Source organism: Sphingobium indicum B90A (assembly GCF_000264945.2).
Taxonomy (GTDB): Bacteria; Pseudomonadota; Alphaproteobacteria; order Sphingomonadales; family Sphingomonadaceae; genus Sphingobium; species Sphingobium indicum.
This window is the reverse complement of record NZ_CP013070.1, coordinates 3266694-3286229: the sequence shown is the minus strand read 5'-3', so window position 1 is coordinate 3286229 and position 19536 is coordinate 3266694. Positions and strand designations below refer to the sequence as shown.

The 19536-nt window shown below is 66.0% G+C and carries 17 protein-coding genes; 4 read left to right on the top strand and 13 right to left on the bottom strand.

Annotation, left to right across the window (positions count from 1 at the left end):
• Positions 1 to 3: 3 nt before the first annotated feature.
• The 7 genes from pepN to SIDU_RS15895 all read right to left on the bottom strand — a co-directional run bounded on the left by pepN (position 4) and on the right by SIDU_RS15895 (position 8560).
• The gene (gene pepN, locus SIDU_RS15925) at positions 4 to 2601 is read right to left on the bottom strand and encodes an aminopeptidase N (protein ID WP_025772800.1); all 2598 of its coding nucleotides are present in this window, start codon (positions 2599 to 2601) and stop codon (positions 4 to 6) included.
• 150 nt (positions 2602 to 2751) lie between these two features.
• Positions 2752 to 3654, bottom strand: coding sequence for a ParB/RepB/Spo0J family partition protein (locus SIDU_RS15920; protein WP_115288574.1), 903 nt, complete (start codon positions 3652 to 3654; stop codon positions 2752 to 2754).
• A gap of 14 nt (positions 3655 to 3668) precedes the next feature.
• Complete coding sequence (locus SIDU_RS15915) at positions 3669 to 4451, bottom strand: ParA family protein (RefSeq protein WP_007689321.1); 783 nt, start codon at positions 4449 to 4451, stop codon at positions 3669 to 3671.
• Positions 4448 to 5089 (bottom strand): 16S rRNA (guanine(527)-N(7))-methyltransferase RsmG, encoded by a 642-nt coding sequence (gene rsmG, locus SIDU_RS15910; protein ID WP_007689319.1) that lies wholly within the window; start codon positions 5087 to 5089, stop codon positions 4448 to 4450. Before rsmG ends, SIDU_RS15915 begins: the two co-directional genes overlap by 4 nt.
• Positions 5086 to 6936 (bottom strand): tRNA uridine-5-carboxymethylaminomethyl(34) synthesis enzyme MnmG, encoded by a 1851-nt coding sequence (mnmG, locus tag SIDU_RS15905; protein ID WP_007689317.1) that lies wholly within the window; start codon positions 6934 to 6936, stop codon positions 5086 to 5088. The genes rsmG and mnmG overlap by 4 nt, the downstream gene beginning before the upstream one ends.
• 58 nt (positions 6937 to 6994) lie before the next feature.
• Positions 6995 to 8278: a tRNA uridine-5-carboxymethylaminomethyl(34) synthesis GTPase MnmE gene (gene mnmE / locus SIDU_RS15900; RefSeq protein WP_025772801.1), complete on the bottom strand. Its 1284-nt coding sequence runs from the start codon at positions 8276 to 8278 to the stop codon at positions 6995 to 6997.
• Between the two features lie 21 nt (positions 8279 to 8299).
• A complete protein-coding gene (locus tag SIDU_RS15895) occupies positions 8300 to 8560 on the bottom strand; it encodes a DUF6489 family protein (RefSeq protein ID WP_007689313.1) in 261 nt (86 codons plus the stop codon).
• Between the two features lie 158 nt (positions 8561 to 8718).
• Between SIDU_RS15895 and SIDU_RS15890 the strand changes: the two genes are divergently transcribed.
• From SIDU_RS15890 to SIDU_RS15880, 3 genes are all read left to right on the top strand, one after another.
• Positions 8719 to 9417 carry a dienelactone hydrolase family protein gene (locus SIDU_RS15890; RefSeq protein ID WP_007689311.1) on the top strand — a complete coding sequence of 233 codons (699 nt, stop codon included), beginning with the start codon at positions 8719 to 8721 and terminating at the stop codon, positions 9415 to 9417.
• 14 nt (positions 9418 to 9431) lie between these two features.
• Entirely contained in the window at positions 9432 to 10400 is a 969-nt protein-coding gene (locus tag SIDU_RS15885; RefSeq protein ID WP_233431844.1) for a quinone oxidoreductase family protein, read from the top strand.
• A gap of 123 nt (positions 10401 to 10523) precedes the next feature.
• The gene (locus SIDU_RS15880; RefSeq protein ID WP_025160610.1) at positions 10524 to 11543 is read left to right on the top strand and encodes a phytanoyl-CoA dioxygenase family protein; all 1020 of its coding nucleotides are present in this window, start codon (positions 10524 to 10526) and stop codon (positions 11541 to 11543) included.
• 227 nt (positions 11544 to 11770) lie between these two features.
• Here the strand turns inward: SIDU_RS15880 and SIDU_RS15875 are convergent, their stop codons facing one another.
• Together SIDU_RS15875 and rho are read right to left on the bottom strand one after the other, a co-directional pair.
• On the bottom strand, positions 11771 to 12490 hold the full coding sequence (locus SIDU_RS15875) for a YjbE family putative metal transport protein (RefSeq protein WP_007689305.1): 720 nt from the start codon (positions 12488 to 12490) through the stop codon (positions 11771 to 11773).
• A 121-nt stretch (positions 12491 to 12611) separates the two neighbouring features.
• The gene (rho, locus tag SIDU_RS15870) at positions 12612 to 13868 is read right to left on the bottom strand and encodes a transcription termination factor Rho (protein ID WP_007689303.1); all 1257 of its coding nucleotides are present in this window, start codon (positions 13866 to 13868) and stop codon (positions 12612 to 12614) included.
• 258 nt (positions 13869 to 14126) lie between these two features.
• On the opposite strand from rho, the gene SIDU_RS15865 reads away from it, so the two are divergent.
• Positions 14127 to 15083, top strand: coding sequence for an aspartyl protease family protein (locus SIDU_RS15865; RefSeq protein WP_007689301.1), 957 nt, complete (start codon positions 14127 to 14129; stop codon positions 15081 to 15083).
• Between the two features lie 45 nt (positions 15084 to 15128).
• Here the strand turns inward: SIDU_RS15865 and SIDU_RS15860 are convergent, their stop codons facing one another.
• The 4 genes from SIDU_RS15860 to lptE all read right to left on the bottom strand — a co-directional run bounded on the left by SIDU_RS15860 (position 15129) and on the right by lptE (position 19403).
• Positions 15129 to 17201, bottom strand: coding sequence for a transglycosylase domain-containing protein (locus tag SIDU_RS15860; protein WP_037508531.1), 2073 nt, complete (start codon positions 17199 to 17201; stop codon positions 15129 to 15131).
• A 111-nt stretch (positions 17202 to 17312) separates the two neighbouring features.
• On the bottom strand, positions 17313 to 17717 hold the full coding sequence (gene msrB, locus SIDU_RS15855; RefSeq protein ID WP_025160612.1) for a peptide-methionine (R)-S-oxide reductase MsrB: 405 nt from the start codon (positions 17715 to 17717) through the stop codon (positions 17313 to 17315).
• A gap of 169 nt (positions 17718 to 17886) precedes the next feature.
• Positions 17887 to 18912: a DNA polymerase III subunit delta gene (gene holA / locus SIDU_RS15850; RefSeq protein ID WP_007689296.1), complete on the bottom strand. Its 1026-nt coding sequence runs from the start codon at positions 18910 to 18912 to the stop codon at positions 17887 to 17889.
• The gene (gene lptE / locus SIDU_RS15845) at positions 18909 to 19403 is read right to left on the bottom strand and encodes an LPS assembly lipoprotein LptE (protein ID WP_007689294.1); all 495 of its coding nucleotides are present in this window, start codon (positions 19401 to 19403) and stop codon (positions 18909 to 18911) included. The genes holA and lptE overlap by 4 nt, the downstream gene beginning before the upstream one ends.
• Positions 19404 to 19536 lie beyond the last annotated feature (133 nt).

Here is a 19536-nt window from a genome sequence, read left to right as displayed (position 1 = left end):
CCCCTACTCCAGGCTCTTGCTGACCTGCTCCGTCACGTCCTTCGACAGGCCCGGTTCAAGCAGGATGCGCTGCAACTCCGCCCGCATCATTGCGGCGCGCCCCTCATCGAAGCGTCTCCAGCGTCCCAGCGGCGGCACCAGCCGGGCGGCGGTTTGGGGATTGAGCTTGTCCAGCGCGATGATGCAGTCGGCCACCAGCCGATAGCCCTTGCCGGACTTGTGGTGGAAGGCCCATTGGTTGCCCGCGAACGCGCCATAAAGCGCCCTCACCCGGTTGGGATTGGCCAGGGTGAAATCCTTGTGCCTGCCCAGTTCCTCGACCAGGTCGACCGTGTCGGGATGGAAGGCGAAGGCCTGGGTCTGGAACCATTTGTCCAGCGTCAGCGCGTCGTCGCGATAGCGGTTGTAGAAGATGTCGAGCGCCGCCTCCCGCTCCGCGCTGGCGCCGTTGGCCAGGGTCGCGAGCGCAGCCTGACGCTCGGTCATATTGTCCGCTTCGCTGAACTGGCCGAAGGCGACGGTCGCGCCATCGGCGGCGCCTGACGCGGCGAGATAGAGCAAGGCGGTGTTGCGCAGCTTGCGCGCGCCCTTGGCGGCGGGCGACAGGGCGAAGGCGTTGGCTTTGGTCTTGCCGTGGATGTCGCGCCACAGCGGCTCCAGGTCCGCGCCGATCCGCCGTTGCAGCGCGTCGCGGGCGGCGTGGATCGCGTCGGGATCGACCACCGCCATCTGGTCGCCCAGATAGGCTTCGCTCGGCAGGCGGATCGCTTCGGCGATGAAGGCCGGGTCGAGCAGTGGGTCGGTGGCGGTGTTGCGGATCGCGGCGACCACCGCATCCTCATCGACCGCCTGCCCACCGATGCGGCCGACCAGCACATTGACCATGAGTTGCTGCATCGCCTCATAACGGGCGAAGGGATCGTCGTCATGGGCGGACAGGAAGGCGAGGTCGGCCTGGCTGCGGTTGGTTTCGACGATCACCGGCGCGGAAAAGCCGCGATTGATCGACAGGATCGGCGCGGTCGACCAACCCGCGAAGGTGACGCTTTGGCGCGCCTCCGTCAGCATCAGCAGTTCGTCGCCGCGATGCTGGCCGGTTTCGGGGTCGAACAGGGCGGTACGCAGCGGGATGGCCATGGGCCGCTTTTCCGGCTGGCCGGGGGTCGGCGGGACCGACTGTTCCAGCATCAGGGTCACGCACTGGGTCGCGGGATCGTGGCTCAGCAGCGCCCGGACATGGGGGGTGCCCGCCTGCTCATACCAGAGGCGGAACTGGGCGAGGTCGATCTCGCCCCCATCCTCCATGGCGCGGACGAAATCCTCGCAGGTGGCGGCCTCCCCGTCATGCCGGTCGAAATAGAGGTCGGTTCCGGCGCGGAAGCGCTCCGGCCCCAGCATCAGCGCCATCATCCGGATCAGCTCCGCGCCCTTGTTATAGATGGTCGCGGTGTAGAAGTTGCTGATTTCCATGTAGGATTCGGGCCGAACAGGATGGGCGAGCGGGCCGCTGTCCTCCTGGAACTGGGCGGCGCGCAGGATGCGGACATCCTCGATCCGCTTGACGGCGTGCGATCCCATGTCGGCGGAGAAATTCTGGTCGCGGAAGACGGTGAAGCCTTCCTTCAGGCTGAGCTGGAACCAGTCCCGGCAGGTAACGCGGTTGCCCGACCAGTTGTGGAAATATTCATGCGCCACCACGCCTTCGACGCCGTCATAGTCGATGTCGGTCGCGGTTTCCGGGTCCGCCAATATGTAGCGCGAATTGAAGATGTTGAGGCCCTTATTCTCCATCGCGCCGAAGTTGAAGTCGGCAACGGCGACGATATTGAACACGTCCAGATCATATTCCCGGCCATAGACCCGCTCATCCCAGGCCATGCTGTTCTTGAGCGCCTGCATGGCGTGGGCGGTGCGGGGGAGGTCGGCTTCCCTCACCCATATGCCCAGTTGCACTTCGCGCCCGCTCATCGTGACGAAGCGGTCGGCGTTGCAGGCCAGGTCGCCCGCGACAAGCGCGAACAGGTAGCAGGGCTTGGGAAAGGGATCGTTCCAGCGCGCCCAATGCCGCCCGTCGGGCAGGTCTCCTTGCTCGACAGGATCGCCATTGGCGAGCAGCACCGGATAGAGCGCCTTGTCCGCCGTCATGCGCACGGAATAGCGCGACAGCACATCGGGCCGGTCGGGGAAGAAGGTGATCCGCCGGAAACCCTCCGCCTCGCATTGGGTGCAGAGCAGGCCGCCGCTGGCATAAAGCCCCATCAGCTTACTGTTCCCCTGGGGCGCGATCTCCACGAACGTTTCAACCATATGCGCGGAATTTGAAAGCGCGATCGTCAGCGTTCCGCCGTCCAGCGACCATTGGTCGGCCGCGAGAATCGCGCCGTCGACCCTGATCTGAAGCGGCAGGAGGCCGTCGCCGTCCAGCCTCAACGGCCGGTCATGGTCGCCGTTGCGCGTGACCGATAATGTCGCATGGACGCGGGTGGCGGCGGCGTCGAGGGCGAAATCCAGCGTGATGTCGGGAACCAGCCAGTCGGGCGGCCGATAGTCCTGGCGGCGGACGATGTGGGGCATGGTGAGAGAGGAGGAATTGTCTGCCATCTGCGCAGGCTAGAACATGATCCGCCTCGATTGAAGCGGATCATGTTCCTATCTTCTTTTTGTTTTTCCTATTTTCCAGGCGCCGGTCGATTTCGCCCCGGCTCGAAAGCATTTCCGTACGTGAAGTCGAAAATGCCTGGGCTTGTCGGTTCAGATGCGTTCCCCGGAAAGGCGCTGGCACAGCATGTCGAGTTGGTCCAGCGTGGAATAATGCAAAGACAGGGTGCCGTTGCCGCCCTGCGCATAGTCGATGTCGACCTTCACGCCCAATATGTCGGCCAGATGCTGTTCCAGCGCCGCGATGTCGGGATCATCGTCCCTGGCGGCGGCGGGGCGCTTGCGGCCGGGGGCGCCATCGCCCTTCTTGGCGCGGCGGACGAGTTGTTCCGTATCGCGCACCGACAGACCCTTGGCTTCGACGGTTCGGGCGAGATTTTCGCAATCCGGCGCGCCGATCAGGGCGCGGGCATGGCCCATGCTGAGCTTTTGTTCGATCACCTGCCGTTGAACGGGCGCGGGAAGATCGAGAAGGCGCATCAGGTTCGCCACATGGCTGCGCGACTTGCCGACCAGCCGGGCCAGCGCCTCCTGGCTGTGCTGGAACTCCGCGATCAGCTTGCGATAGGCCTCCGCCTCCTCGATCGGATTGAGGTCTTCGCGCTGGATATTCTCGATCAGCGCGATTTCCAGCGTTTCCGCCTCGTCGAAATCCCTGACGATGGCGGGGATGCGGTGAAGCTGCGCGCGCTGCGCCGCCCGCCACCGGCGTTCTCCCGCGACGATCTGGAACCCGCCGCCATGGGGACGGACGATGATCGGCTGGATCACTCCGCGCTTGCCGATGCTGTCGGCCAGTTCCTGCAACGCGCCCTCGTCGAAGTGGCGGCGGGGCTGTTCGGGATGAGGCTGGATCAGCGCGACTTCGATGCTCTGGATCGCCTTGGTGGACGGCGGGGCGGCGGCGGTGGGCGCGACCGGCTCCTCCCGCGCCACATCGCCGAGCAGCGCCGACAGGCCCCGGCCAAGGCCATGGGGGCGCTTGGCCGATTTCATGACGTTTTCGTTATTCAAGCAGCAACCTCCTGCCGGGGCAGGCGCGCGATCAGTTCACGCGCCAGACGCATATAGGCTTCCGATCCCGAACAGCGGAAATCGTAGATGAGGGCCGGCACGCCATGGCTGGGCGCTTCGGACAGGCGCACATTGCGCGGAATGACCGTGGAAAAGACCAGATCGCCCAGGCAGGCGCGCACATCGTCGGCCACCTGGTCGGTCAGGCGATTGCGCCGGTCATACATGGTGAGCGCCACGCCCATGATGGAAAGGCCGGGATTGAAGCGGCCGCGAATGCGCTCCACCGTCTGGAGCAGTTGCGACAACCCCTCCAGCGCGAAAAATTCGCATTGCAGCGGCACCAGCAGGGATTGCGCCGCAACCATCGCGTTGATCGTCAACAGGCCGAGCGAGGGCGGGCAGTCGATCAGGCAAATGTCCCAGCGCCCGGGCTGGGCCTCCGCCAGCACGCGCTCCAGCCGGTGGGTGCGTTCCTCATATTCGATCAGTTCGATCTCCGCCCCGGAAAGATCCTGGGTCGCGGGGACGATGTCGAGCTTGGGTACACGCGTGCTGATGATCGCATCTTCCAGCGCGCAATTGCCGACCAGCAGGTCATAGCTGGATTGTTCGCGGTCGGACTGGTTGACGCCCAGGCCGGTCGAGGCGTTGCCCTGGGGATCGAGATCGACCAGCAGGACGCGAAGCCCGGTGGCGGCCAACCCCGTGGCCAGATTGATGGCAGTGGTGGTTTTTCCGACGCCGCCCTTTTGATTGGCGATGGCAATACGGATCATCCTCGGCCCTTCCTCCTGACGGATCGAACCGCCTGCGCGACGATGATGGCGCTGTCGGCATCGGTCACGCTGCGTTCCACGTGGAACGCACCTTGCCATGATCGAGTCGCCGCCTCCAGTTCATTCTGCGCATTTCGTCCTTTTGGCATCACCCAGATGGTCTTTTCATCGGCCAGATGCTCGGCCGATTCGAGCAACTTGGGCAATGGGGCATAGGCGCGGGCGCTGATCACGGCCGCAGCGGCGGCCGGCACGCTCTCCACGCGTCCGCCGAAGACCGCTGCATTGGGCAAGCCCAGTTCGGCGATGACGTCGTTCAGGAAGTCGATACGCTTGCGCCGCGATTCCACCATCTCGACAGGACGCTGGGTGAGAATCGCGACCACGATGCCGGGCAGGCCCGCGCCCGATCCCAGATCGATCCATTTCCCGTCCCCCGCATTGTCGGCGAGCGGGATCAGCTGGGCGCTATCGACGATGTGCCGCGCCCAGATATGCGGGCGGGTGGATTCCGCGATGAGATTTTGTCGTTCCATCTCATCCAGGATCACGGCGACATAGCGCTCCAGTCGGTCCCATGTTCCACGTGGAACATCGAACCGGGTTTGCAGCCATAGCCGCGCATCTTCCTCCGTCACGCGGCGCGGCGCCTTATATGGACGAGAAGGGCGGCCAGCGCCGCCGGCGTTATGCCGCGAATGCGACCCGCTGCGGCGAGCGTATCGGGACGCGCCAGAGTGAGCCGCTCGACCATTTCGGTCGACAGCCCCCCAATGGCGGCGAAATCGAAATCCGCTGGAATGACGACGCGCTCATTGCGGCGCATTTCCGCGATCTCCGCCTCCTGCCGTTCCAGATAGGGCGCGTAATGCGCATCCTCCAGCAGTTCCTCGCGCAGGTCGCACGATATGCGGGACAATGTGGGCGCAAGTTCGCATAGCAGCGAACGCCCGACTTCCGGAAAACGCGCCCATTCGAACAGCGAGCGGCGCGCGCCGTCCTGCCGGACCGGCGCGCCCGACCTGGCCATTTCCGTGGCGGAGAAGGTGCGGTTCAATTCCTCCTCGACCGCTGCCCGCTCGTCATGGCGCCTGGCGTAATAAGCGGCGCGTTCCTCGCCCAGAACGCCATGCTCGAAGCCGATTTCCGCCAATCGAGTGCCGGCATTGTCCGCCCGCAGCCTCAGCCGATATTCGGCCCGCGCCGTCAGCATGCGATAGGGCTCGGTCACGCCCTGCAGGACCAGGTCGTCGATCATCACGCCGATATAGCTGCTGGCCCGATCCAGGATGAGCGGCCCTTCCCCCCTCGCCCTGGCGGCGGCGTTGATCCCGGCCAGCAGGCCCTGCGCCGCCGCTTCCTCATAGCCTGTGGTGCCGTTGATCTGCCCGGCGCAGAAAAGGCCGGGGATGGCCTGAACCTCCAGGGTCGCGTCCAGCGCTCGCGGATCGATATGGTCATATTCTACGGCATAGCCCGGCACCCGAATGTCGGCCTTTTCCAGCCCGGCCATGGATCGGACCATGGCCAGTTGGACATCGGCCGGCAGCGAAGTGCTGATGCCGTTGGGATAGACCAGATGGTCGTCCAGCCCTTCGGGTTCCAGGAATATCTGATGTCCGTCCCGATCCCCGAAGCGGATCACCTTATCCTCTATGGAGGGGCAATAGCGCGGCCCCCGGCCCTCAATGGCTCCGCTGAACAAGGGCGAACGCCCCAGCCCTTCCCGAATGATGGCATGGGTCCGGTCATTGGTGCGGGTGATGGCGCAACTGAGTTGCGGCAATGGGCGACCGGGCGACAGGGCTGACATGGTCCAGCCTTCCGCGTCCGAAGGTTGCGCCTCCAGTGCGGCCCAGTCGATGGTGCGGCCATCGATCCTGGGCGGAGTCCCCGTCTTGAGCCTGCCCATGGGCAGGTCGAGGGCGCGAAGCTGAACACCGAGCGCGGTCGCGGCTCTTTCGCTGATGCGGCCGCCCGTCAGCGTCTCCTCGCCGCGGAACAGCTTGCCGCCCAGGAACGTGCCGGTCGCCAGCACGACCGAGGGCGCATGAAGCCTGCGGCCATCAGCCAGGCTGAGGCCAGCGACAGCCCCTCCCGCCAGCAGCAGCCCGACGGCTTCTCCCTCGACAATTTCAAGACCGGATTGGGCATCCAGCAGGCGGTGGATCTCGGCGCGATAGCGCTTGCGATCCGCCTGCACGCGCGGCCCCTGGACCGCCGCGCCCTTGCTGCTGTTCAGCATGCGATAATGGATGGCGGCGGCGTCGGCGGCGCGGGCGATCAGGCCGTCCAGCGCGTCCACTTCGCGCACCAGATGGCCCTTGCCCAACCCGCCAATGGCCGGATTGCAGGACATGGCGCCGACCGTCGCCCTTTCGAAGGTCAACAGCGCGACCGCCGCGCCCTTGCGCGCCGCTGCGCCAGCCGCTTCGCAGCCTGCATGGCCGCCGCCGACCACGATCACGTCATAGCTTGTCCGCATGCGCGCCCCTTAACAGAAGTCAGGCGGTCGGGTCAAAACTGTTCCACGTGGAACATCGCTATTTTCCGATGCAGAATCCGGCGAACAGGCGGTCCAGCATGTCCTCCGTGCCGGCTCGCCCCGTCAGCAGGTCAATCGCATGGCGAGCCTGCCGCAACTCTTCGGCGACGATCAGCAAATCGTCCGAACCCTGCGCGGAAGTCAGATGCGCATGCAGCCGGGCCGCGCCTTCGCGCTGCCGCTGGTGCAGGGCATAGTCGCCTTCTCCCGGCAGGAGCCTGGCCGCCCGGTCGAGCAGCATGAAGGCGAGACGATCCATCCCCTCCCCCGTCACGGCGGAAAGGGGCAGGCCGGGTCGGTCCGCTTTCGCGTGGCGATCGCACTGGGCAGCGATCACTATCGCATCTTCCCGTGGCGCTTCATCCGCCGGGCCGAGCCAGAGGATGATGTCCGCTGCCTCCAGCGCGCCGCGTGCCCTGTCGATGCCGATCGCCTCTACGGCATCGTCCGTTTCACCGCGCAGGCCCGCCGTGTCCGTAAAAAGAAAGGCGGTGCCGCCCAGCGCGGCGGGCACTTCGATCCGATCACGGGTGGTCCCCGCCACGTCGGAGACGATGGCCGCATCACGCCCCACAAGCCGGTTGAGCAGCGTCGATTTGCCCGCATTGGGCGGCCCCGCCAGGACCACGCGAACGCCATCCCTCAGCCGCTCCGCCGATGGCGAGGCGAGCACGGCGCGGACATCCTCCGCCAAAATGCGAACGCCCTGCCCGATCCGCGTTTCTATGCCGTCGTCCGGCACATCGTCCTCATCGGAAAAATCGAGCGCCGCCTCGGTCATTGCGGACAGGTTTAGCAATGTCCGCAGCCATTGCTCCACCCTTTGCGAAAAATGACCCTCCGCCATCAGCAGGGCTGCCCGGCGCTGCTGCTGCGTCTCGGCCGCCAGCAGGTCCGACAGGCCCTCCACGGCATTCAGGTCCATGCGGCCATTGGTAAAGGCGCGCCGGGTGAATTCCCCCGCCTCGGCCCGGCGCAGTCCTTCCAGGGAAGCCAGCGCCTGCTCGACCGCGGCGATGACGGCGCGCCCGCCATGGCAGTGCAGTTCCGCCAGGTCTTCGCCGGTCGCCGTGTCGGGGCCGGGAAACCACAGGACCAGCGCCCGGTCCAGCAACGCGCCGTCACGCGGATCCCGCAATGAGGACAGCCGCGCCCGTCTGGCCGGCGGCAGGCTTCCGGCCAGCGCCAGCAGCGCCTGCCCCGCCGCCGGTCCGCTGATCCGCACGACAGCGATGCCGGCGGGAGGCGCGCCGCTCGACAAGGCAAAGATGGTCTCCGTCACGGCGCGTCGTCGCGAAGGGGATCAGCCTGGATTCTTGTCGCCATTCTTGCCCGGCATCCCCGCCAGGCCGATGTCCATCATCTGTTTGAACAGGCGCATCCCGGCATCGCCCAGGGGCGAAAAACTCCTGAACAGCGTTTCCATCTGCTCGACATTGGCGACGCCGTCGAAGCTGTCGAGCATCGTTTTCACATATTTGTCGTGAATGGGGGTGACATCCGGCAGCCCCAGGAAAGCCCGGGCCTCCGCAGGAGTGCAGTCGACGTCCACGCTTACCTTCATAACCTGCTACCCTTTGCTGCGCCCTCGCTTTACAACGCCTCATGCCGCAACAAGGGCAACCAAGGCAAATTTTTTGACGGCTGGCATGGTTGCGCTCGGCCCCGCAAGCGCCATTATGCCGTTCCCTGGACATGACGCGATTTGAGAAGGACTTTCCCATGGCAGCATTCACATCCATCCCCACGCTGGAGGGCGATGCCCGCTTCGATGTCTATGTCGCCCGGCCGGAGGGCGCGCCCAAGGCCGCGATCGTCGTGATCCAGGAAATCTTCGGCGTGAACGAGGGCATCCGCCGCAAATGCGATAGCTGGGCGGCGGCCGGCTATCTGGCCATGGCGCCCGATCTGTTCTGGCGCGAAAAGCCGCATGTCGAACTCGACGCCGACATAGGCGAGGAGCTTCAGGCGGCCTTCGGCCATATGCAGAAATTCAACCAGGATCAGGGCATTCGCGACATAGAGGCCACGATAAAGGCCGCCCGGGCCGAATTGGGGCAAGGCGGCAAGGTCGGCCTGGTCGGATATTGCCTGGGCGGGCGGCTGGCGTTCATGTCGGCCTGCCGCACCGACGGCGATGCCTTCGTGGCCTATTATGGCGTCGGCATCGACGGCCTGCTGAACGAACAGCATGCCATCGGCAAGCCGGTGCTGCTGCATGTCCCCACCGCCGACGGCTTTGTCCCGCCCGACGTGCAGCGCAAGATGCATGAAGGGCTGAAGGACAATCGCCATGTCACGCTGCACGATTATGAGGGGCTGGACCATGGCTTCGCGGCCGAAATGGGGGCGCGCCGCAATGAGGCGGCGGCGCAGCTTGCCGACGGCCGGACCGCGGATTTCTTCGCGGCCCATCTCTGAACGGGGACAACGGCATGACGCAGGCATGGCGGATGGTGGCCCGCAGCCATGGCGGGCCGGAGGTGATCGCGCGGGAAGGGTTCGACCCCGGCCTGCCGGGTGAAGGCGAATTGCTGATCGCGCAGGATGCCGTCGGGCTGAATTTCATCGACACCTATTATCGCAGCGGCCTCTATCCCGCGCCGCTGCCGACGCCGCTGGGCGCCGAGGGCGCCGGCCATGTCGCCGCCGTGGGTCCGGGCGTCGCCGGCTTTGCGGTGGGCGACAAGGTGGGCTGTGCGGTCGGGCTGGGCGCCTATGCCACGCATCGTCTGGTGCGCGCCGACCAGGCGGTGAGGATTCCGGATGCCGTCACGACGCAGGATGCGGCGGCCATGATGCTGAAGGGCATGACCGCCTGCTATCTGGCGGAGGACATCGTCACCCTGGAGGCCGGGCAGTTCGCGCTGGTCCATGCCGCCGCCGGCGGCGTGGGTTCCGTGCTGGTGCCGTGGCTGCGCGACAAGGGCGTGGTCGTGATCGCCCATTGCGGATCGGCGGAAAAGGCGGCGAAGGTGGACGCCGAACATAGCCTGCACGGCGGCTTCGACAGCCTGGCCTCCGCCGTGCGGGAGATCACCGGGGGCCGCGGCGTCGACGTCGTCTATGACGGCGTGGGCAAGGATAGCTGGAGCGCGTCGCTGGCCTCGCTCAGGCGGCGCGGCCTGATGGTCAGCTACGGCAATGCCTCCGGCGCGGTGCCGCCGATCAGCCTGCTGGAACTCAGCCGGGGCGGGTCGCTTTACGTCACCCGCCCGACATTGTTCGACTATATCGCCACTCCCGAAGAGTTGGCGCGAACCGCCGAAAGGCTGTTCGACCGCATGGCGCGGGGCGTGGCGAGGACCGTCGTCGGCCAACGATTTTCCCTGGCCGACGCCGCGGAGGCGCACCGCGCGCTGGAGGCCCGGCAAACCACGGGAAGCACGCTGCTGATCCCCTGACGGCGGCTGGCAGGGCGGGAACTGGATGGCAGAGCATGGCGCATTGCTGGAAACGCATTGTTTTCCAAGGGGAATGGCATATTCCGCTCGACCGGGGCCGACCGGAATGGCAAGGCGCCGTCGATGAACGCCCTTGCGCCCCTGCTCGCGCCTCTCTGGTTCGCCCAGCTATTCACCGGCGCCAAATCCTTCGTCGACAATCCGCTGATCGGTTCGACGCGGCTCAACGCGCTGGGGCTGCATGCGGGGCGGGTGCGGGCGGCGCAGGCGCTGGCGGCGGCGCGGCGCAGGCGGCTGGCCGACGGCGTCGATCCGGAACATCGGGCGATTTTCGACCGGGACGGTGTCGTCGAAATCCGGGATTTCCTGCCCGCCGCGACCTTTAGCGCCTTGCAGGAACAGCTTTTCAGCTATCGCGGACCTGCGCGGGAGATGGTTCAGGGCGATACGATCACCCGCCGCCTCGCGATGGACCCCGCCGCGCGCCGGGCGATCCCGGCCTTTGAGGATTTTCGCCGCGATCCCCGCTGGCAGGGTCTGGCCCGCTATGTGTCGGGTTTCGACATAGAGCCGCTGCTCTATGTCCAGTCGATCCTGCCGCGCCGTCGCGATGCCGCGCCCGATCCCCAGCTCGCATTCCATGCCGACACCTTTTATCCCGCGATGAAGGCCTGGCTGTTTCTGGAGGATGTGCCCGTCGAAACCGGGCCCTTCGCCTATGTGAAGGGCTCGCACCGCTTGACGCCGCAGCGGCTGGCCTGGGAAAAGCAACGCAGCCTGGGCGCGCGGGACGGCGATTGCCGCCTTTCGGCGCGGGGATCGCTGCGGATCGACGTCAGCGAACTGACGGGGCTGGGCCTGCCGCAACCGAGCGTCTTTGCCGTGCCCGCCAATACGCTGCTGATCGCCGACACGTTCGGCTTCCATGCCCGCAGTCCGGCCAGCGCGCCCGCCACCAGGGTGGAGATCTGGGCCTATGGACGCCGCAACCCGTTCCGGCCGATCAAGGGATGGGATGTCTGGAGCCTTCCCGGCATAGCCGAGCGGCGCATCCCGTTGCGCTGGTGGCTGGGCGACAGGGCGGGCGGCTGGATCAGGCAGCCATGGCTGCCGGTCGGCGTCAAGGGTGCGGCGGACGGGTGATCCTGGCAAGGGCGGAACTGGGTTCCTGCCTGCGCAGGAACACCGATGCGCAATCCCTCCGGAATTTGTCCTGGCGAGGTTGAACCGCGCAGGAACCTGCGATTCCAACGCATCCGGACGGGCCTTGGGGCGGGTTTCGATCCGATCGGATAAGATCGCCGTCCTGGATTCAGTGTTTTCCGCGATTTCTTGACCAGCGATCGGTTCCGATCGCTTGGAAATCGCTTCTAGACGAAGAGCGTCAATATGCCGACTTGATGATCCACGACGCCGTCATAGATCATCTTGACCGCCACATAGACGATCACGGCCAGGCCCAGATAGGCGATCCAGCGGAAGCGTTCGATATATTTGGCGATGATGTTCGCGGCGATGCCCATCAGCGCGACAGACAGGATCAGGCCGATGATCAGGATGCCCGGATGGTCGCGGGCCGCGCCGGCCACCGCCAGCACATTGTCCAGGCTCATCGAAACGTCCGCCACCGCGACCGCCCAGGCCGCGCCCGCGAAGCTCTTGGCGGGGCGCAGGCCGGATATGTCGTCGTCGCCGGTGTCCGGCGTGTCCCCGCCCCGCTTCGGGTGCAGTTCGCGCCACATCTTGAACGCGACCCACAGCAGCAGCAGCCCGCCCGCCAGGATCAGGCCGACGATCTGCATCAACTGCGTCACCACCAGCGCAAAGCCGATGCGCAGGACCAGCGCGGCGATGATGCCGATCAATATGACCCTCTTGCGCTGCTCCGCCGGAAGCCCCGCCGCCAGCGCGCCGACGACGATGGCGTTGTCCCCGGCGAGCAGCACGTCGATCATCAGCACCTGGCCGAACGCAGCCAGCGCGGCGGGCGAGCCGATATTGCTGAAATCATTGACGATATGCGCCCAGATGTCGGCGGGCGAGCCGATCCCCTGAGCCGCCGCTGCGGCGGTTGCGATTAGGTCGATCATCACGGCCTGACAGTTCCCCTGAAAATGAAAGAGCCGCCAGACCGAAGTCCGACGGCCCGAAGTTCGCGGCGCTTGAAGCGAAGGCGATCCGCGTCCGTCAGGAACACAACCGCCCGGCCCCTTACTGGTTCATCGAGTCGAAGAAATCCTCGTTGGTCTTGGAATCCTTCATCTTGTCGAGCAGGAATTCCATGGCGTCGACCGTGCCCATCTGCATCAGGATGCGGCGCAGCACCCACATCTTGCTGAGCTTCGCCTTGTCGACCAGCAATTCTTCCTTGCGGGTGCCCGACTTGCCGACGTCCAGCGCCGGGAAGATGCGCTTGTCCGCCACCTTGCGGTCGAGGACGATTTCCGAGTTGCCGGTGCCCTTGAACTCTTCGAAGATGACCTCGTCCATGCGACTGCCCGTGTCGATCAGCGCGGTGGCGATGATGGAGAGCGAGCCGCCCTCCTCTATGTTGCGGGCCGCGCCGAAGAAGCGCTTGGGCCGCTGGAGCGCGTTGGCGTCGACGCCGCCGGTCAGCACCTTGCCCGACGACGGCACCACCGTGTTGTAGGCGCGGCCGAGGCGGGTGATCGAGTCGAGCAGGATCACCACGTCCTTCTTGTGTTCCACGAGGCGCTTGGCCTTTTCGATCACCATTTCGGCGACCTGGACGTGGCGCTGCGCCGGTTCGTCGAAGGTGGAGGAAACGACCTCGCCCTTCACGCTGCGCTGCATGTCGGTGACTTCTTCCGGACGCTCGTCGATCAGCAGGACGATCAGGAAGACTTCGGGATGGTTGTCGGTGATCGCCTTGGCGATGTTCTGGAGCAGCACGGTCTTGCCGGTGCGCGGCGGCGCGACGATCAGCGCGCGCTGGCCCTTGCCCTGCGGCGAGACGATGTCGATGACGCGGGCCGACTTGTCCTTGACGGTCGGGTCGGTCGCGTCGAGCGTCAGCTTCTGCGTCGGATAGAGCGGCGTCAGATTGTCGAAATTGACGCGGTGACGGACGACTTCGGGATCGTCGAAATTGACGGAAATGAGCTTGGTCAGGGCGAAATAGCGCTCCCCATCCTTGGGGGCGCGGATTTCGCCCTCCACCGTGTCGCCGGTGCGCAGGCCGAATTTGCGCACCTGGTTGGGCGAGACATAGATGTCGTCGGGACCGGCGAGGAAATTCGCTTCGGGCGAACGCAGGAAGCCGAAGCCGTCGGGCAGCACCTCTATCGTGCCCTCGCCCATGATCTGCTCGCCATTGTCGGCCTCGACCTTGAGGATCGCGAACATCAGATCCTGCTTGCGCAGGGTCGATGCGCCCTCGACGCCCAGTTCCTCCGCCATGGTCACGAGTTCGGCGGGCGCTTTTTTCTTGAGATCCTTAAGGTGCATTCGCGTGGAGTCCGATGGAATGAGAGGGACGAGGAGAAATAGGGGGGAAGGCTGACCCGGCAATGACTCGGGAGAACCCGCGCCGGACGGGCGGGATGGAATGTCTGGCGTTTAGCGATCCGACCCCGCCCAAGTCAAGGTCGCTGAGCCATTCGGATGGATTGAAAATTGCCGATATGCGTCCTGCCGCGAATGAAATGGGATGGGCGGAACCGGGGCGCTCATGCTATACAGGGATAAAATAAGGAGGAACGGGAGATGGGACGCTGGCGCGCCGCTCTGGGCATCGCGATCGCGATCGCCACTTCTCCCCTTGCGGCGCAGGATCGAGCCGCGCTCGATCCCGATGATCCGCCTGCGGTGATCCGCACCATCCCCAGCGGCGATACCCGCATCACCATCCCTATCCAGATCGACGGCAGGGGGCCGTGGAACTTCGTGGTCGACACCGGATCGCAGCGCACCGTCATTTCCCGCGCCCTGGCCGAACGGCTCGACCTGCCCCTGCGGGAGCGGGTGACGGTGATCAGCATGACCGGCCGGGCGGAGGTGGACACTGTCGCCGTCCCGCGCCTGGGCTTCGGCAAGACCGTGGTGGACGATATAGAAGCGCCGGTGCTGGAGGGGGAGCATATCGGCGCGGCCGGCCTGTTGGGACTGGACGGCCTGCATGCCAAGCGGCTGCTGCTGAATTTCCGCACGGGTCGGATGGAGATCAGCAGCAGCAAGCGTAGCTGGCGTGACCCCAATGTCATCGTAGTCGAGGCGCGACGGCGCCAGGGGCAGTTGATCCTGCTCGATTCCGACGTGAACGGCATGCAGGTCAGCATCATCCTGGACACCGGCACCTCCATAAGCGTCGGCAACATGGCGCTGATGAACAAGCTGGTGCGCAAGAAGAAGGCGCCCGCGCTGGAACTGGTGACGCTGACCAGCGTGACGGGGGAGACGCTGTCGGGGCAGGCCGGCCTGATCGACCGGGTGCGCATGGGCCAGGTCATGCTGAAGGAGATGCCGGTGATGTTCGCCGATGCCCAGCCCTTCGCGGAACTGGGGCTTAACGACAAGCCCGCGCTGCTGCTCGGCATCGACGCGCTCAAGGTGTTCGACCGGGTGGCCATCGATTTCGGGCGGGGAAAGGTGGACTTCCTGTTGCCGGACACAGGGTTGCTCGACCGGAAACGCCTTGCGACGGCGGGGAGAGCGGCGGGTTAGGCGCGCTTCATGACGGGTGGTTTTCAGGCTGAATGTCGATAAAGCCTAGTGTTGCGGTTGCTGCTGTTGCCGGTTGCGGCCCAGCACATTGTCGATCCATTGCTGGTCCAGGCGCGGCGGCTGGGGGCGGTCTGCGGGGTTGGGCGTTGGCTGGCCGCTGTCGTCGGGCTGCGCGTCCTCGTCCGGCTGCTGCTGGCCGCGTTCGATGGGCAGGCCGTTTTCGTCGACCATCATGCCGCCGTCCGTGCCGCCGTCGGGCTGGCCGTAATAGGCTTCCTCGTCCGGTTCCAACTGCCATTCGGGCAGCGTCACCTGGGTTTCGAACTGTTCGACCGGGCGCTTGGCGACGGCGACCTTCATATAGTCGGCGAAGGCGCGGGCGGGGGCGCGGCCGCCCTGGAGCACGCCCACGGCACGGGCGTCGTCGCGGCCCATCCAGACGCCGGTGGTGATGCCGCTGGAAAAGCCCAGGAACCAGCCGTCCTTGTTGCTGCTGGTCGTGCCAGTCTTGCCCGCGACGGGCCGGCCGATCTGCGCCGCCCGGCCGGTGCCGGTGCTGACGGCGGTCTGCATCAGGTCGGTCATGCCCGCCGCGACCCAGGGGGCGACCAGCACGCGGCTGGTGTCGTCCTGATGTTCGTAGAGGACGCGGCCTTCGGCGGTCGTCACCCTGGTGATGCCGTAGGGCGTCACCGCCACCCCCTTGCGCGCGATGGAGGCGAAGGCGCGGGTCATGTCGATCAGCCGCACGTCGGACGTGCCCAGCACCATCGAGGGGTGCGTGTTGATCGGCGTTGTTACGCCGAAGCGGCGGGCCATGTCGGCGACCGTGGGGAAGCCGACCTCCACGCCCAGCTTCGCCGCCACGGTGTTGACCGAATAGGCGAAGGCGGTGCGGATATCGATGTCGCCGGAGAAGCGGCCGTTGCTGTTGCGCGGCTTCCATCCGTTGATGTCGACCGGGCTGTCGGTGACGCCGGTGTCGGGGGTATAGCCCGCCTCCAGCGCGGCCATATAGACGAAGATCTTCCAGGCCGAGCCCGGCTGGCGCGTCGCGGTGGTGGCGCGATTGTAGTTGGAACTCACATAGTCCAGCCCGCCGACCATCGCCCGCACCGCGCCGTCGCGGTCGAGCGAGACGAGCGCGCCCTGCGTGCCGCTGGGCACATTGGCCTGGATCGCCGCCGTCGCAGCCTTCTGCATGCCCAAATCGATGGTGGTGTAGACCTCCAGCGGTTCATTGGGTTCGTCGATCAGCGTGTCGAGTTGCGGCAGCGCCCAGTCGGTGAAGTAGCGGACGCTGTTCTGCGGCGGTTCGGGCGCCATCTTCACGTCCTGGAGATTGGCGGCGGTGCGTTCGGCCGCGCTGATCTTGCCATTTTCCTGCATTAGGTCCAGCACGACGCCGGCGCGGCCGATGGCGGCGTCGGCGTCGGCGGTCGGGGAATAGCTGGAGGGGGCCTTCACCAGACCGGCGACGATGGCGGCTTCTGGCAGGTTCAGGGCGGTTGCGGGATGGCCGAAAAATTTGCGGCTGGCGGCGTCGATGCCATAGGCGCCGCCGCCGAAATAAACCTTGTTGAGATAGAGTTCGAGGATCTGCCGCTTGGAGAATTTGCGCTCCAGCGCGAGGGCCAGCACCATTTCCCGGACCTTGCGGCCCCAGCTATAGCTGTTGTTGAGGAAGATGTTGCGCGTCACCTGCTGGGTGATGGTGGACGCGCCCTGCCAGCGGCGGCCGCTGCCGCGCCGCTCCATCGCCACCCAGGCGGCGCGGGCCATGCCGATGGGGTCGACGCCGGGGTGCAGATAATAGCGCTTGTCCTCGGTCGAGACCATCGCGTCGACCATGACCGTGGGGATCTGGTCATAGCTCAGCCAGCGGCCGAAGCTGGGGCCGAGCGAGACGATGACGCTGCCGTCCGCGGCGTGGACGCGGATCATCTGGCCGTTGGGGGAGGATTTCAGCGATTCATAGTCGGGCAGCGACTGATAGGCGATCACCACCGCCACCACGACCGCGATCGCCGCGCTCAAGAAGCCGACAAGGCCGATTTTCACGCCCCTTATCAGCCATTTCTTCACCCTGCCCCGCGGTTCGCTGCTCGATCGTGCCATGGTTCGCCCGGATATGCGCTAATCAGGAAGGCGGCCAGTGGAAAAGCCGTGCAGGCCGCATAAATGTCGAGGCTTTCTGAAGATCGGCGGCGGTTTACCGGCGATGAACGATCATCCGGCTTCGTCGCGGGATTTGAAATCCAGCGACGCGCTGTTCATGCAATAGCGCAGGCCGTTGACCCCCGGCCCGTCGGGGAAGACATGGCCGAGATGCCCGTCGCAGTTCGAACAGCGCACTTCGGTGCGGATCATGCCGTGGCTGGTGTCGCGGATTTCGTCGACCGCATCGATGTCGACCGGCGCGGTGAAGCTGGGCCAGCCCGATCCGCTGTCATATTTTTCCTCGGCATCGAACAGTTCCGCGCCGCAGCCCGCGCAATAATAGACGCCGTCGGCCTTGTTGCTGTTATATTTGCCGGTGAAGGCCCGTTCCGTGCCGCCTTCCCGCAGGACATGATATTGTTCGGGGGAAAGGCGCTCGCGCCATTCGGCGTCGGTCAGGTTGAGCTTGTCCATGCGCGGCAATATGGCGATGGGTGGACCGGCGATCAAGCGGTTAGGCGTGAGCCTTGAGGTCTTTGGGAAGTCGTGTTCCTGCGCAGGCAGGAACCCGGTTTCGGCCTTGCCTTACTGGATGAAGCGTGGACCTGGGCTCCTGCCTGCGCAGGAGTACGTGGAATAGGAGTTACCGCTCCCGCGCCGCCTGGCGGGCGATGGCGAGCAGTTCGTGGCGGACCATCAGGTCGCCCAGGCCCCTGCCCGACCGGCTGGCGCGTTCGGCCTGGGCCAGCCGCTGGATGACGCGGGCGATGCCGCTGGCGTCCCAGATGCGGACTTGGCGGGTGACGACGCCCTTTTCCTTCCAGAAGACGGCCTTGCCCGCCGCCTCCACCGCGCCGTCCAGCCTGCCGCTCTCATCGAAATCGGCGCGGATATTGGCGAGTAGCATGGCGCGGGTCAACAAGGGGCGCAGCACCGCCGCCATGGCCGTGCCCGCCTCCGCCAGACGCCCCAGTTCGCGGTGCATGCCGCGCAGGTCGCCGCCCAATACCGCGTTCACCAGCGGCGCGGCGTCGCTGTCGGGATTGTCGGCGGAAAGGGCGTCCAGCGCTTCCTCGGTCGCTTCGCGGGGGCGGTCGGGCGCGGCGTCCAGATAAAGGATCAGCTTTTCCACCTCGCCCGCCATCAGCGTACGGTCGCCATTGGTAAGGTCGGCGATGCGGCGGCCCAAGTCGGACGAGAGGCGAAGGCCGCCTTCCCGCGCGATGGCGACGGCGATCTGCTCCGCCTCCCGCGCGTCGGGCTGGTAGGAGACGAAGGCCAGGGCCTGCTTGTGGTCGAGCGCGAGCTTGAGCAGTTTCGACGTCGGCTTGAGCGCGCCCGCCACGGCGATGACGGGGTTGCCCGCCGCCTCCGCCTCCAGCAGCGCGGTCAGCGCGGGAAGCGATTCCTCCCCCATGCCGTTGACGCGAATCCAGCGCTTGTCCCCGAACATGGAAAAGGACGCCGCCTCATCCGCCAGCCGCGCCGGATCGTCGCGCAGCGTCGAGGGGTCCAGGTCGATCCGTTCCGCGTCCGGCCCCATGGCGCGTTCCAGCCGCTTGGCGAGCGCCGCGCTGCCCGCCTCGTCGGGGCCATGGAGCAGGAAGAAGCGGCAGTCGGGCGGCGGCGCGTCGAGCGCCTTTTCGATCTGGCCGCGATTGGCCTTCAACGGCCCTTGTCCCGCGCCGCGAACCGGGCGAGCCGGGCGACGATCTGGTCGGCGATGGTCTGCGACAGGCGCTCCAGCGCCGTATCCTCCGCCGCGATGGTCGCATATTCGCTGGACACCACGTCGATGCCGACGTCCGATCCGGCGGTGTCGTCCAATATCTGCGCGCCGGTGGCTTCGTCGATCAACTGGTAGCGGGCGCGCAGGCTCCGCCGCTCGCGGGTGATGGCGGCGTCGGAACGCAGGCCGAAGCCGCTGATATTGTCGTCCAGCTTGACCACCAGCCGGTATCCGGGACCAGTGCCGCGCATCGCCGCCAGCCGGTCGTTCAGCGCGTTGCGCACCAGCCAGCCGCCCTTGCCCTCTATCGGCTGCACCGCGACATTGCCCAGCGCCTGCGCGACCGCGCCGTGGCTGCCCCCGCTATATACGGGGCGCAGGCCGCAGGCGGAGAGGGACAGGGTGACAAAGAGCAATGGCCAGAGCTTCATAAGAGCTACCCTTAACCGTTCGCCCCGAGCTTGTCGAAGGGCAAGCTGAGCGAAGTCGAAGCCTTCGCTGCGCTCAGGCCAAGGCTTCGACTTGCCGAAGGCAAGTTTATCCTGAGCGCCTGCCTTGGCAGGC

What these genes read in the sequence shown, in the direction of transcription:
- SIDU_RS15875 (WP_007689305.1), bottom strand. Translation starts at nt 12,490, where the DNA reads ATGATCGACCTAATCGCAACCGCCGCAGCGGCGGCTCAGGGGATCGGC.
- SIDU_RS15860 (WP_037508531.1), bottom strand. Translation starts at nt 17,201, where the DNA reads ATGGCACGATCGAGCAGCGAACCGCGGGGCAGGGTGAAGAAATGGCTG.
- SIDU_RS15920 (WP_115288574.1), bottom strand. Translation starts at nt 3,654, where the DNA reads ATGAAATCGGCCAAGCGCCCCCATGGCCTTGGCCGGGGCCTGTCGGCG.
- msrB (WP_025160612.1), bottom strand. Translation starts at nt 17,717, where the DNA reads ATGGACAAGCTCAACCTGACCGACGCCGAATGGCGCGAGCGCCTTTCC.
- lptE (WP_007689294.1), bottom strand. Translation starts at nt 19,403, where the DNA reads ATGAAGCTCTGGCCATTGCTCTTTGTCACCCTGTCCCTCTCCGCCTGC.
- SIDU_RS15880 (WP_025160610.1), top strand. Translation starts at nt 10,524, where the DNA reads ATGAACGCCCTTGCGCCCCTGCTCGCGCCTCTCTGGTTCGCCCAGCTA.
- SIDU_RS15865 (WP_007689301.1), top strand. Translation starts at nt 14,127, where the DNA reads ATGGGACGCTGGCGCGCCGCTCTGGGCATCGCGATCGCGATCGCCACT.
- rho (WP_007689303.1), bottom strand. Translation starts at nt 13,868, where the DNA reads ATGCACCTTAAGGATCTCAAGAAAAAAGCGCCCGCCGAACTCGTGACC.
- SIDU_RS15915 (WP_007689321.1), bottom strand. Translation starts at nt 4,451, where the DNA reads ATGATCCGTATTGCCATCGCCAATCAAAAGGGCGGCGTCGGAAAAACC.
- SIDU_RS15890 (WP_007689311.1), top strand. Translation starts at nt 8,719, where the DNA reads ATGGCAGCATTCACATCCATCCCCACGCTGGAGGGCGATGCCCGCTTC.
- SIDU_RS15885 (WP_233431844.1), top strand. Translation starts at nt 9,432, where the DNA reads ATGACGCAGGCATGGCGGATGGTGGCCCGCAGCCATGGCGGGCCGGAG.
- pepN (WP_025772800.1), bottom strand. Translation starts at nt 2,601, where the DNA reads ATGGCAGACAATTCCTCCTCTCTCACCATGCCCCACATCGTCCGCCGC.
- mnmG (WP_007689317.1), bottom strand. Translation starts at nt 6,936, where the DNA reads ATGCGGACAAGCTATGACGTGATCGTGGTCGGCGGCGGCCATGCAGGC.
- SIDU_RS15895 (WP_007689313.1), bottom strand. Translation starts at nt 8,560, where the DNA reads ATGAAGGTAAGCGTGGACGTCGACTGCACTCCTGCGGAGGCCCGGGCT.